The sequence below is a fragment of the Streptomyces sp. NBC_00193 genome (assembly GCF_026342735.1).
Lineage (GTDB): Bacteria > Actinomycetota > Actinomycetes > Streptomycetales > Streptomycetaceae > Streptomyces > Streptomyces stoeckheimensis.
This window is the reverse complement of sequence record NZ_JAPEMM010000002.1, coordinates 21,436-33,857: the sequence shown is the minus strand read 5'-3', so window position 1 is coordinate 33,857 and position 12,422 is coordinate 21,436. Positions and strand designations below refer to the sequence as shown.

13 protein-coding genes are annotated in these 12,422 nt (G+C 69.1%); 5 read left to right on the top strand and 8 right to left on the bottom strand.

The features are described 5' to 3' along the window. Window positions 1-18: 18 nt before the first annotated feature. Window positions 19-867, top strand: coding sequence for a hypothetical protein (locus OG898_RS28185; protein ID WP_266960622.1), 849 nt, complete (start codon window positions 19-21; stop codon window positions 865-867). Window positions 868-1,432: 565 nt separating this feature from the next. On the opposite strand, the gene OG898_RS28175 is transcribed toward OG898_RS28185, so the two are convergent. The 5 genes from OG898_RS28175 to OG898_RS28155 all read right to left on the bottom strand — a co-directional run bounded on the left by OG898_RS28175 (window position 1,433) and on the right by OG898_RS28155 (window position 7,032). Next, window positions 1,433-2,794 (bottom strand): hypothetical protein, encoded by a 1,362-nt coding sequence (locus OG898_RS28175; RefSeq protein ID WP_266960620.1) that lies wholly within the window; start codon window positions 2,792-2,794, stop codon window positions 1,433-1,435. A gap of 186 nt (window positions 2,795-2,980) precedes the next feature. Further along, window positions 2,981-4,171, bottom strand: a complete 1,191-nt coding sequence (locus OG898_RS28170) for a hypothetical protein (RefSeq protein WP_266960618.1) — start codon at window positions 4,169-4,171, stop codon at window positions 2,981-2,983. Between the two features lie 767 nt (window positions 4,172-4,938). Beyond that, window positions 4,939-5,274, bottom strand: a complete 336-nt coding sequence (locus OG898_RS28165; protein WP_266960616.1) for a helix-turn-helix transcriptional regulator — start codon at window positions 5,272-5,274, stop codon at window positions 4,939-4,941. Further along, entirely contained in the window at window positions 5,271-6,386 is a 1,116-nt protein-coding gene (locus OG898_RS28160; RefSeq protein ID WP_323184921.1) for a site-specific integrase, read from the bottom strand. The genes OG898_RS28165 and OG898_RS28160 overlap by 4 nt, the downstream gene beginning before the upstream one ends. Window positions 6,387-6,555: 169 nt before the next feature. Next, entirely contained in the window at window positions 6,556-7,032 is a 477-nt protein-coding gene (locus tag OG898_RS28155) for a hypothetical protein (protein ID WP_266960612.1), read from the bottom strand. 332 nt (window positions 7,033-7,364) lie between these two features. On the opposite strand from OG898_RS28155, the gene OG898_RS28150 reads away from it, so the two are divergent. The 3 genes from OG898_RS28150 (at window position 7,365) to OG898_RS28140 (ending at window position 8,862) form a co-directional block, all read left to right on the top strand. Beyond that, window positions 7,365-7,634 carry a hypothetical protein gene (locus tag OG898_RS28150; protein ID WP_266960610.1) on the top strand — a complete coding sequence of 90 codons (270 nt, stop codon included), beginning with the start codon at window positions 7,365-7,367 and terminating at the stop codon, window positions 7,632-7,634. Between the two features lie 269 nt (window positions 7,635-7,903). Next, on the top strand, window positions 7,904-8,533 hold the full coding sequence (locus OG898_RS28145; protein ID WP_323184919.1) for an HNH endonuclease family protein: 630 nt from the start codon (window positions 7,904-7,906) through the stop codon (window positions 8,531-8,533). A 101-nt stretch (window positions 8,534-8,634) separates the two neighbouring features. Continuing rightward, entirely contained in the window at window positions 8,635-8,862 is a 228-nt protein-coding gene (locus OG898_RS28140) for a hypothetical protein (protein ID WP_266962645.1), read from the top strand. Window positions 8,863-8,939: 77 nt separating this feature from the next. On the opposite strand, the gene OG898_RS28135 is transcribed toward OG898_RS28140, so the two are convergent. Together OG898_RS28135 and OG898_RS28130 are read right to left on the bottom strand one after the other, a co-directional pair. Next, window positions 8,940-9,236 (bottom strand): hypothetical protein, encoded by a 297-nt coding sequence (locus tag OG898_RS28135; protein ID WP_266960606.1) that lies wholly within the window; start codon window positions 9,234-9,236, stop codon window positions 8,940-8,942. A 79-nt stretch (window positions 9,237-9,315) separates the two neighbouring features. After that, window positions 9,316-10,248: a hypothetical protein gene (locus OG898_RS28130; protein WP_266960604.1), complete on the bottom strand. Its 933-nt coding sequence runs from the start codon at window positions 10,246-10,248 to the stop codon at window positions 9,316-9,318. Between the two features lie 579 nt (window positions 10,249-10,827). Here OG898_RS28130 and OG898_RS28125 point away from each other — a divergent pair. Next, complete coding sequence (locus OG898_RS28125; RefSeq protein ID WP_266960602.1) at window positions 10,828-11,082, top strand: hypothetical protein; 255 nt, start codon at window positions 10,828-10,830, stop codon at window positions 11,080-11,082. A 57-nt stretch (window positions 11,083-11,139) separates the two neighbouring features. Here OG898_RS28125 and OG898_RS28120 read toward each other — a convergent pair whose 3' ends face one another. Continuing rightward, window positions 11,140-12,414 carry a hypothetical protein gene (locus OG898_RS28120; protein WP_266960600.1) on the bottom strand — a complete coding sequence of 425 codons (1,275 nt, stop codon included), beginning with the start codon at window positions 12,412-12,414 and terminating at the stop codon, window positions 11,140-11,142. Window positions 12,415-12,422: the final 8 nt, after the last annotated feature.

Below are 12,422 nucleotides of genomic sequence, written 5' to 3'. Positions count from 1 at the left end.
GGCCAGCGACTGGCCGCGGTGGCGGTTGACGGGCTCGCCGGGCCGCGAGTGGAGGTCGGGGACGTCGAATTGATCGCCCGGGTGCCCTCTGAGGCCCATGCGGACATCCACGAACTGGCACGCCGACAGGGCGCGGAGGTCCGGGTGAACTGGAGCGGTGACCCGGAGATCGCGGCCTGGGGTGTGTCCATGGGGACTGTGCCCGAGCGGATCCTGCACTCCAAGGGGTATACAGCGCGGACGGACAAGGTGATCAGCAGCGCGCTGCTGGTCGCGTCTGAATTGGCGCAGGACCCGTACGGAGCCGCCCCGGTCATCGCCTGGCAGGACGTCTGCGAAAGGGCGGCCAACCCCGGGGCGTGGCCGGTGCGGCCCGTGGTGGACCGGCCGCGCTGGGAGTGGACACCGCTGCAGAGCGTGGGCCCGCTCCGGTTCGGGATGAACCCGCTACAGGTGGCTGCCGCGCTGGGCGGCGAGGCACCGGCCGCCCGCCGAGGCCACTTCCCCTACGCCTTTTACCGCCAGTCCGGGCAGTGGATGCTGAACGAGGACGAGTTCGACGAGGCCGGGGTAACCGCGCACTACTGGAACCGGGTCGGTGGCCCCACTCTCGGGGCTGTGACCGTGCACGGGTGTACCGGCCCTCAGGTCGCCTTCGACGGCCTTGATCTCATCGGCGGGAGCGTCGTGGCCATCGACGATGCTCTGGTGCAGCGCGCGGAGAACGAGGAGATGGGTCTGGTGGTCGGATGCGGCGGCGACATGGGGCCGGACGGGCTCAACATGTACGTGCGAGCTGCCAGAGCAGGGGACATCTCCGTCAGCGAAGCGCGGTTCTGCACGGCCGACTGGGAAGATCACGGCTGACCTCAGGCAGGCCCCCCACAGGTGGCTTCCGTCGTCGCCCGCTTTGAGGCCACTCACCGTGGCCCGAGCTGGTGGTGAGGGGCGCGGCAGGCGGCTCCACCGCTGCCCGGCGTCACGTGCTGGCCGGTCTCCCGGTCCGACGGTCCCGGTTCGCGCAGTACGGTCATGTATGGGCCTGCGGCCGGCGTCGGCAGGCCGCAGGCGGAGCCCGTTCGGGTGGCCCTGCTACGGAACGGTCTCGTAGGCGACGGTCGTGGTGGGGCAGTCTTCAGCGAGGCCGAGGAGGGCCTGGACCTCCGCGTCGTCGGCTGCCAGGTCCCAGCGCAGCTTGGTTCCGACCCAGGTGGCTGCGTAGGTGCAGTGGTAGGAGCCGTCCGAGGGCAGCCACTCCGCCGGGTCCTTGTCGCTCTTGGACCTGTTGGAGGCGGCGGAGACCGCGATCAGGGTGTCGGGGCTGTTCTGGTCGTTGGCATATGCCTCTCGCCGAGCCGCCGACCACGGCGCCTGCTCAACTGGTGGGGAGCGCTAATCGAAGCGTGCGGTATTCCGCCAGGGTCCATGCCTGTCAGAGGCCGGCCTTGGCGAGGATGTGATCCATATGGGCTCTTGGCAGCAGAGGGTTGGCCGCAGCTTCATCGGCGACCCTTGGTTCAGGGTCCGCCAGGAGCAGTTCCAGCAGGTCTGTGGGGATGTTGGGGTATCGGGCTGTGCTGGCACGCAGGAACGACTCGGCGCTGGCTGCCAGCTCCCGCAGGTCTGCAGGAGGGAGCTCAAGGTCCTTCAGCGCGAGGATGCGTACTCTCGGGTCCTGCTCCTCGACGAAGCCGCGCAGCTCGTGTCGCGGGAAGTTGGGGTGGTCCACCAGCATGGGCCGGATGTGGGAGAGGTCGCCGTAGGCATGGAGTAGCCGCAGGAGGACCTGCGGCGGTGTGTCGGGTCGGTGGGCGGCCGCGCGCCGGACGGACACGTCGGGGTCGTCGTCCAGTTGCCGCCACGCATGATCCGGCAGGTCCCTGCTGGCCGCTACTTCTCGCCGGAACACCACATGCGGGCACTGCAGGTAGGCCAGCCGCTCGGCCAGCGGCGCATCCCGCAGCCAATTGGGGGTGTAGGGCGACCAGCGGAGTGCGAGGCCCGCGTCGTCGCTGCCGGACTCGTCTTCGGCCTCCACCAGCGCGAGCAGCCGGTCGCGGGTGTCGGGGGCGGTGTGGCGGCTGTAGGCCATCGCGACGCGCACGTGCGGGTCCTCGCTGCCCTGCAGGTAGGTCACCATGTCGGCGGTCAGATGAGGGTTGCCGGCCACGGCGTGTAGCACCTCCGTGTCCCCGGTCGCCAGGAGCAGCGTGAACTGGTCGAACGTCAGCGGGAGACGCCGAGCGATGTTGGCCTGGACGGCCGGATCGGCGAGGCAGCGCTCGTAGTAGTCGTCAGGGACGCCCGGGTGCCCGGCTCTGGTGGCTGCAGCACGCACCCCGGGGTCCGGGTCGGTGAGCAGGGCCAGCTGCACGGTGACCGGCCGGTCTCGCCAGGTGGCTGCGACCATTGCGCGCACCTTGGGATCGGAGGCGGCCGCGAGCTCCGTCGGTATTCGGCCGTAGGCCTCGACCAGGTCCTCGATACTCATCGGCACCCCGCGCTCCACCATGGTCCGGACAAAGTCCGCGTAGGCGTCGCGGATCGCCGGATCGGGGTGCTCGGCGATCCTGGCGCGCATCGCCGGGGAGACCCGATGCCTGTGCAGGCTCACTGCCGTATCGCTGCCGCCGTGCGTCAGCAGGGCTTCAACCACCGCATCCGGTAGTTGCCCCTTGCGCGTCGCCAGTCCGTGTCGGCCAGCGGGGTGCGAGGCCAACCGCACCATGACTTCGACTGGGGCGGCGGGGTTTCTCCCCAGCCCGGACAGATGCGGCTGCTTGAGGTGGACCATGCGCCCACGCTATCCGGACTGCCCGCTCAATCGGCCAGCTCTGTCCCCCTTCACCATGGCCGGCCGTTGGCAGGCGGACGGCCCCTCCGTCTGGGTCACCCGATTGCTACCTGGATTCGCCGACGAAACGACACTCCGTACGGTCCCTGCGGACCGGCACCCAGCGCAGGTTCGACGACGGCCGGTTCAGGGCAGTGGGGTGGCCAGGCGTGCTTCTAGGTAGGTGGTCCAGTCGGTGGAGGCGCGTCGCCGCCAGTGGGCGGCGGTGACGGGGTGGAGGCCGAGCATCGGTCCGAGGACCGCTGGGGGCAGGTCCTGGGCGAAGGCGACGAGGGCGGTGGCGCGGGCGGGCCGGTTGGGGATGTTGTGGGCGGCCAGACGGCGGCCGAGGACGGTGGCGGAGAGGTGCTGTCCTGGGCGGTCTCCGGGGAACAGCCAGTCCTGAGAGGAGTTCGCCGCCCAGTTAGTCGGGGGCGGCATGTCCGTGAGGTCGGTCAACAGTCCGGCCAAGGATCCGGGCAGGGGGATGGGGGTGAGATCGAGGGTCAGGAAGGTGTTCTCGCCGACGGTGGTGACGGCGTGGGTGGTCAGGGCGGCGATCCGGGTCAGGTGCTGGCCGAATAGCAGGAGGATGGCCCCGGCTCCGCGAACGTCGAGCGGCAGGTCGGTGTCGGTGAGGCACTGGTGGAGCAGTTCCCAGTGGGAGTCCTCGGCCAGGCTGACCGGATCCTTTTTGGGCCAGTGGGCGACATCGAGGGGGCGTGCGTGGCCGCGGCGGGTCGCCCAGACGATGAAGTCCCGAACTGTGAAACGTGTGCCGGGGTTGATCGCGAGCCACGCGTCGACATCATGCTGGGTCACCTCCCGCAGGAGCCGTCCTTGCGCGGCCATCGCGGTCAGGAACTCGGCGGCCCGGTTGATCCGGGAGTAGGCCGCGCGGACCCGGCCGAGGAACCCGCCGCCGCGCAGCCGCTCGTGGCGTCGGGCCCGCGGCAGCAGTGACCAGCGCACGTAGGACCGGAGCAGCAGGGCGTGCTCGGGGTGCCGGGCGACAACCCGGTCCAGGTGGCGTTCGATCCGGGCGGACAGCTCGTCCCGCTCCGGCAGCACCTGGTAGGCGACGAGGAGGCCGCGCAGGTAGTCGACGGTTCGGGGGGCGGCCCGGCCGTCTCCCGCCGTGGCATCGAGGTCGAGGTGGGTGAGCGGCCGGCCCGTGGCCACGAGGTCGCCGAGCAGGCGCGCGGAGTGGGAGTTGCGCAGCCAGTTTAGGACGGTGCCGGGTTCAGGACAGTCGGTCAGAGCTGCCCGCATGTGCGCGTACGCACCGCGGCCGTCGTCCGGGACGGCGGAGAACAGCGCGCTGAGACGATCGTGCACCGCACATCGGTCGCAGACGCCTTTTACCTGGTAGGAGCGAGGCTCGGCGCAGCGCGGGCAGGCGTGTGGATCCGCGTGCCCGTCGCATGGCCCGCAGACTCTGCGGCCCTCCGCGCGAGCGATCAATACGCGGCGTTTGCCGCAGGCCGGGCACAAGCCGGGTCGGCGCCGGGCTTCGCGGTAGCACGGCTTGCAGACCGGCCCGAGCGGCCACCGGGCACACACCGGTGCGCTGACCCCGCACAGCGCGCACGGCACCGTCGGTCGTGGCCGGCAGTTCGCGCACGGTTCCATGAACGAGCGATTCCCACAGGCCGAGCAGGCCCTGCCAGCCGATAGCTGCCGCCGGCGGCAAGGTCCGCAGGTCTTGTAACTCGGGCGGGGACGGCTCTCTCCGCAGGCGGCGCAAGGGCCGACGTCGGACTGCGCGGCCAGGATGCCCTCGCAGCCGAGGCAGACCCTGCCGCCGGCCACCGCCCGGCGCAACAGCCGGGCGCGACCACACCGAAGACAGTCCGGTGCCCGTACCCCAGCGACACCGAGTTCGGTGAGGGTGGTGATGAGGGCCTGGACCGATCGCGGAGCCAGGGACGCCCCGCTGACCAGTGCGTCGGGGTGAGCTGCGAGGTGGGCCCGGATCCGCCCCCGGGCCGACGGGGTCAGCCCGGCCACAACCCGATCCGCCTCGTCGGGCGTGAGGTCGGGCAGGAACCGGTTGATGCGCTCCGCGAGTTCCTCCCACGAGGCCGGTACGGGCACCGGGCCGCTCACCGCTCACCCGGGCGCCGGACGCGAACGCGCCGGGCGGGTGGAGCCTTCGCCGTACCGGTGGTCTCGCCGGTGGCGGTGGGCTTCGCTACCTGCACGTGGGTCTCGGCAACCTCGATCAGGTCCGCCGGAGTGACGCCGAGGATGCCGCACAGGGCAGCGAGGGTGTCCATCGACAGCCGCTGTGGAGGCTGGGTGACCAGCCGGAACACCTGCTCCCGCGAGAGATGCACGCCGTACTCGGCCAGCAAGGGGACCAGGTCGGTGGTCTGATACATGTCCCGCTCCGCCATCAGCCGACGCAGATTCCATGTGAACCTCATCCTCTTCATCACCGCGGCAACACCCTCCCTTCAGCGGGCTCCAGTCGTTTGTGGATCGCAGCCTCGATCAGTCGGTTGCGGTACTCGTCCGACACCCACGTGTACAGAGCGGTCGTCGCCGCGTAGGAATGGCCGACCTGCTCTTGGACGAACCGCTCCGGATACCCGAACTCGACCAGATGCGTGATGTAGGTGTGCCGCAGGCAGTGCAGGTCCAACTCCGCGGGCAGACCGGCATGCTCGCGGAGGGTGGAGAAGATCTCGTCAAGGCGCCGGCCTCCGAGCCGGCCACGGCGCTCAGAGACCCACAGGGCGGGGTGCCGGCCGGGGGAGAACCCGCCCCGGACCTCATCGACCCACTCCAGGACGACCGGGACGATCCAGTCGAGCTCGGGCACGGTCAGCACGGTCCTGCGCTTCGGCGGACTCCCTCGGGACGCCTTCCCGTACCGGACTTCGAGGGCACCGAGCCGCCCGTACTGGGGTGCGCGGGGGTTGTGCCGCAGGTCTGGCAGGTCGAGCATCGAAGTCTCCCGGCGCCGGGTCCCGTACGCGTAGACCTGCTTGACCAGAACCGAGTCCCGCCAAGCGGCTAGCACCCCCTTGCGGCCCCGCTTGCGAATCTGTTCCACCCGATCGTCCGCCGCATCGAAAAGCGTCTGGAGCTCGTCGTAGGTGAACGCGCGCCGGCCGGGACGCCCCTCATAGGCGGCGACGTGCTGGGCGGTGTTCCAGTCGTGGCACACCTGGACCGGGAACCGGCCGAACTCCTCCAGGCAGCCCGCTGCCCATCCATATCGCCCGTCGGTGATGAACGCGCAGAACATCTCCAGAGAGCCCTGTTGTCCTCGCACCGTGGACCAGGAGAGTTCACCGCGGGAGAGCCGCACCGAGAAGTACGCCTCGACGTCCTCGGGCGTCCAGTCCCACGGATATGTGCCTGTGAACTCGGCGAACCGACGTACCAGGCTCAGCCGGTCCACGATCGTCTTCGTCGTTAGAAGTCGGCTCCGCTGTTGGTCCTGCCATCCGCGCAGCATGGCGTCGAACATGGCGGGCTCCGGGTCCAGAGCACGGACGTTGCCTGCGCGGACCAGCCGGATTGCACCCGGCACGTCTGCCACACCCACCCCACACCTCCGACGGTTGCATCGAATGCAACATCGTGGCGTCGGATACTCCACCCCAGGTCCAGAACCCCACACCCTCACCTGGACGAGTGACACCCCCGTTCTCAGGCCGCACCGCGCCGCCTGCGAAAGCGGCGGAATGATGCGTCCAGCCCAACTCCGCCTACTTAGAGTCGTAGACCTCAGCCAACGGGATGAAGTGGTCTACGTCGAGGCGGCCGGCGTCGGTGACAACGAGGTTGTCGTACGGGCTGCGCCAGGATCCGCCGGTCAGCTTGCAGCCGGCCGCGACCTGAGGTGCCGTTACGGCTTCGGCCAGGATGACCTCCCGGCGGGTGTCGCAGCCGTCGCCGCTGTTGAGGCCCTTGTTCCAGTGCTTGTACAGGTCCCGCTTGTAGCCCTCGCGGTGCTCGACGGCAACAGGGAGCCGATCGATCGCCTCGAACAACGGCAGCGGCGCCCGCACCCCGGCCGCGCCCGGCGCCGCGGCGCCGGTGCTGTCGACGAGGTCGTGCTGGGCGGGGGAGCTTGCCTTCGCGGGCGGCGTGTTGGCAGCGGCCGGCGCGACGGTGGTGGTGAGCAGGGGGAGGGCGGCGAGGGCGAGTGCGGGCAGGCCGCGGCGCAGCAGATTGTTGATCATGGTCGGGTTTTAGCCGGGCATGCGGCCCGTGTGGAAGGGGGATTCGAGGCAGCTCACTCGGCCGGGTGGCCGGTTTCACCGCAGAATCGATCTTCTTCCTCCAGCCCGGTGGACCCGTGCTTGCGGGGCTGCGCCGGACGTGCGTGTGGGCGAAGACGCGTACGGAGTGCTGGTGCTGGCGGAGGGGGTGCTCCCGCACAGGGTTCCTCGGCGCCCGGCCCACGTCCTGGCCCGCACATGTTTCCAACGCCTCACCCTCGCGTCCGGCATGGACGCCGGTGGCCGGTGGCAGGCTCCGACGGGTCGAACACGGCACGTCGGAGGGATAGGGCATGAGGCTGAGCCGTCGGGAACGGATCGCCTTGGACGGCTTCCTTCTCGCCGCGGGGGTCACCGCCGTTGGCTGGGGCGCGGCTCACTACGGCTTCGACCGGACCGCGCACCTGGCCTTCGCGCTGAGTCTGATCCTGGTGCTCGTCACGGCCTTCCGCACCGTGTTCCACGGCCTGACCCTCGTACGGCTCCCGCAGCCGCGCATTCCCGCGTCGGAGGAAGTGCGGCGTCACGCGGCCCGTCAGGCCGGGATCGACCCCGACGCCTGACACGACCTGCGCGGCACCGCTACCTCCACAGTCCACCCTGCTTCCGGGCCGCGGCGCTTCCGGCCCTGGGGATCGCAAGGGCAGCGGGTGCACCGGGATTTCGGCTGGCGGGGACCGGGGTGGTCTTTGTGGGGTATGCGCGGTGGGTAAGGTCGCGGAGGTACTTTTCAAGAGGGTTTGGGGTGGTTATGCCTCGTCAGATGCGTGCGGGTGTCCGTGCGGTGACGGCTGTTCTGCTGGCGGCAGGTCTCGCGGCCTGCAATCCGGGGGTGTCCGCTGAAGGTGACGGCAAGCCGTCCCCGCCCAGTCAGGGCAAGGGCGGAGCACAGGGTGCGCCGGGAGCTCCGGCGCTCCCGGGCCTGTCGACGACAGCGGTCGCCCGCAGCCAGCTCTCCGGACTGAAGGTCGCGGGTCAGAAAGCGATGACGGGGTACAGCCGGGAGAAGTTCACGCACTGGGCCGGGCAGGGCGACAGTTGCGACACCCGCGAAGTCGTCCTGGAGCGTGCGGGCAAGGACGTGAAGCGCGATGCCGCGTGCAAGGCCGTCTCCGGGACCTGGGTCTCGGTCTACGACGGGATCACCGTCACCGACGCCGGGAAGCTCGACATCGACCACATGGTCCCCCTCGCCAATGCCTGGCGGTCCGGGGCCGGGTCGTGGACGGCGGAGCGGCGCAAGGAGTTCGCGAACGATCTGACCCACCCCCAGCTTCTGGCGGTGTCGGCGGCGACGAACCGGTCCAAGGGCGACCAGGGCCCCGAGGACTGGCAGCCGCCGACCAAGGGCTACTGGTGCACGTACGCGACGGCGTGGACGAACGTGAAGGCCAGCTATCAGCTCACGGTGACCGATGGCGAGAAGAAGAAGCTGACTGAGATGCTGGAGACCTGTTCATGACCGACCACCAGCCCGACGCCACGTCACAGAGCGACCGCGGTGTCGTCCCGGACGGGTCGGTCCCGTTGACAGACCATGTGAAGGCCGGCCCCGGTGGAGCGATGACCGATGAGGTTGGCGTCATCACCGGCGATGTCACTGTGACGACCGAGCCCGGCCCGGACGGCCGAGCCTCGGCACGGATCCAGTACACCGGCGCCGAGGAGTGGTACACCCTCACTGGCAGCCCCGCGCCGCTCCCGCCCGGCGGTCTCGCCGTCTTCCACCAGCACGTCGTGGAGGCCGTGAAGGCTGGCGGCGCCGCGGAGGTCCCCGACGCGACTGCGTGAAAACTCGCCTGCCTCGGAGCCCGGCTGCGGCATCGCCGTGTGCAGGTGGTCCCGCACCGTGGGCTGCAAGACGGCGTTCAGCCCGACGTGGTCGGCCGGCCGTTGTAGGCGACGGTGCCCTCGGATACAGCTGAGTACCCCGGATCCCAATCCAGGGTGCTCACCTGCTCGGCGCCTCCGTCGTCGTAGCCGCCTTCGTCGGGACTCCGGTGGACGTTCGCGTAGACGAGAACCTGTACTTCCGGCTCGCCGGGTGTTCGCCGGAGTCGGCAGGGTCCGCTGGACTGGAACAGGTCTGAAATGCGGCGGCTTGCTTCGAGCGCCGCGGCCTGGTGGCCGCGGATCTCGATCGTGATCACGCTCTCGTCGCTCATGACCGGGGGAACCGTCGAGCAGGTCAACCGGTTTCGCGCATGGGGCGGCTCCACCCCAATGAGTGCCGCCGTGGCTGACCTACAGGTGCGGCTTATGACGGTGGATGGCGTGTGCTGCGTTGACCACCCCGTGATCGGGCCTGGCCGTGGCCGCCGTCGCTGGCCGTCGCTGGCGCTCCAGCAGGTTGTCGAGTTCCCGGTTCAGGGTGATGTGCCCCAGCAGCGGCATTCCCACCGCCGCCATGTTCTCCTCCACGGCTTTCACGAACTCTGGTTCGGGGCGGGCCGGAGCGTCCTCAGGCCAGTGGGTTTCGGAGGTGACCATGCCCAGGAGCGGGACGGGGTGGTACAGGAACTGGAGGTGGCGGTCCCGCAGGAGCGCGGCGCTCTGCACCGGCGAGAGGGGAATCCACTCCGTTCGGCTGTCGCTGCCGCGTCCGCGGAGGAGGCCTTCTCTGAAGGGGATGCCGTCGGTGGTGTGGGCCAGGAGCACGAAGTCATCGACCAGGGGAACTCGGGGATAGGCCTTACCGCCCATCAGGACCACGATGTCGAACTGGGTCCGGCCGGCTTCAAGCGCCTCGCGCAGGGGGGTGTCCTTACCCGCGGGGGAACCACCCTCCTCGCGCACATACCAGGGGGTGCGCTGTTCGATCAGCTGGCCGTGGCCTCGGGCGGGGTGCAGGAGGACGGTGCTTCGGGGGCCGGGGTGTGCCTGAGCCCGTGCTTCGGCTGCTTTGCGCTTCTTGACGTTCCGAGAGTAGAGGTCCAGGTCGGTCCGGTAGGGCTCGTACTCGTGGAGCATCAAGACCTGTAGCCCCTGCCGGGTCCAAGCCGCAGCAATCTGGTAGGGGAGGGTGGCCACTTCGTGGCTTTCGGTGAGGAACTGGATGACTCGGCCGCGATGCCTCCGCGGGGACTTTGGTTGCCGGAGTTCCGTGTACTTCAGCCCGGTGGCCTGCTGGGTTTTGCGGGCTCGGCTCTTGGCTCCGCTAGCGCCTGCTTTGGTCATGATCGATCTCCGCTCCAGGGCCCCCACTCGCCCCGCAGAGTCGATTGCGCGCGGGTGTGCTGGTCGTGCGGCGGGGCCATCCCTCGGACCGAGCGGCCGGGTGCCCTTCACCTGAGGCGTGGCCGGAGTGGGGTACCGGCCATCAGGCTCGCGGCGTACGCCTCCTGCCGCAGCCCGGATACTACCCAGCCGCCCGATTCTGACCGTGCCCGGCTCGCCGCGCCGACAGTTCCACTCCACGAGTGCAATCCCTGGTAGAACACCCGGCTGCTGCCGGATTCCGCTCACTCGCTGGTGATCTGCACACGCGATCGTGTCCGCTCATGGAGCGACGTAGGCCTGGCGCTCATTACGCGGGTGATCAAAGATGTGGGACATACGACGCGGAGGGGGTAGCTGGTGACGAATCCATGGGTTCGACGCCCAGTGGGAGAAGTACGGCTCCAGGCATGGATGCCCTACGAAGGTGGGTCAAACAGGCGGTGGATCCTGGACGAGCTGGGGTCGTACATGCGCCCCACGTGGAACCGTGATGCAGTTCCCGCACGCTGGGAGATTGCACGTCCACACCTGCGTTCCTTGGTCGAAGCGATGGCCTTGAAGTTCGGGGAGATCGATCTCTATCTGGAGTTCTCCATGCGGCAGCGCTGCGACAAGCGGTGCCAGGACGCGGAAGGTGACGACTGCGTGTGCTCGTGCATGGGGGAGAACCACGGCGGTGCTGCCTACTGGCGTCACTGGATGCAGGTCGGGGAAACGACGCTGGTCAGCGACCCAGAAGTGCGCGAGCGGCACTACAAGGTCCGCCGTAGCGACATAGTGCGCGGGGTCTGACCTCGGGTCGTCGTGCGCCGGCCCCGCCGGAAGGAAGGGGTCGGCGCATGCCCGTATTCAGCGTCCGTGGCTGGCGATGCTTGCGACAAGAGTGTTGACGATTTCCTGTAGTGCCGTGATCTCCTCGCGGAGGCTGTCGTCGATGACCGAGGGAAGACGCTCGGGGTCGATGATGCCGATGCTCCTCCGGGTGGCCTTGAGAGCCGTCTGGAATCGTGCCCGCTGCTCGCTGGCGTGGAGCTCCGGATTTGCTTCAACGGCCTTTGCGACGAGTTCCTGCACCGTCTCGTAGGCGCTGGTCACCGCGTCGGCATCCGAAGGCTGCTCGGCAATGGCGGCGAGCTGCTCGGACACTTCGGCTCTGATCTGCTCCGGCAGTTCCAGGACCTGACCCGAACCCACCTGTGCCTTTCCAGCCTCCGCCACCTGGCGAACGTATTCGAGATGCTCGCTTCGGCGTTCTTCAACGCTGAGCGCCTTGAGTGCCGCACGCGCGGCATCCGCGGTCTTGGGGTCGCCGAGGATCGCGGCACGGAGCGCAGTTGGGTTCTCCGCCACCTCAAGGGCTTTGGTAGGTCGGATACCTTCTGTTTCAGCCGCCGCACTGATGAGCGCGCCACGGTCCGTCGACGCGCTGCGCCGGCTGCTGTAGTAAAGAGTCCAGTCGTCGGATGGGGGCAGCGCCACTGGCTCATGGCCGGGATGGAGCTGATCGGACCCGACGGGCACCGCGCCGGCGGTGTACGCGGCCTCCCACGCTTTGTAGTAGCGCAGCACCCGGTCCGCTGACGTGCCCGCCCGCCGAGCGAATTCGCTGGCAGAGATCTTCGCGGTGGCTTTACGCCTAGGGTCCCCGGCTGTCGGTTGTGGTGAGACCTGGCACGCCACGAAGAACGCCAGCCACCAGCTGCCGGACTTGTCGAGCGCAGCCCATGCCTGGATGTCGCGGTCACGCTGTTGTTCTGAATAGCCGGTGATGCCGTCTTCTGCCAGGAGACGCCGCACGTCGGCGCGCATGGCGTCCATCTTGGCCCGGAACTCGGCGGCTGCCTCGTGAGGGTGGCGCATCTGGAGGAGGGTGTGCACATCCTCGACACGCTGCCCCAGCCCGAAGGGCGGCTTCGCCTCGATGAACTCCGCGAAGGACGAGAACGGCTCCGAGGCGTTGACGGCAGAGGGGATCTGCCGCCACGTGTCGTCTGCCACGACGGCCGCCATCAACTCAAGGAAGCCCCCAGGGGTTCCGCCATCGCGCTCCGCAGCGTTTCGAAGCCGGTAGACCCGCTCCTGCTCTGGGGTGAGCTGCGAGTTCGACTCTATGCGTACGCTCATGAGCCCTC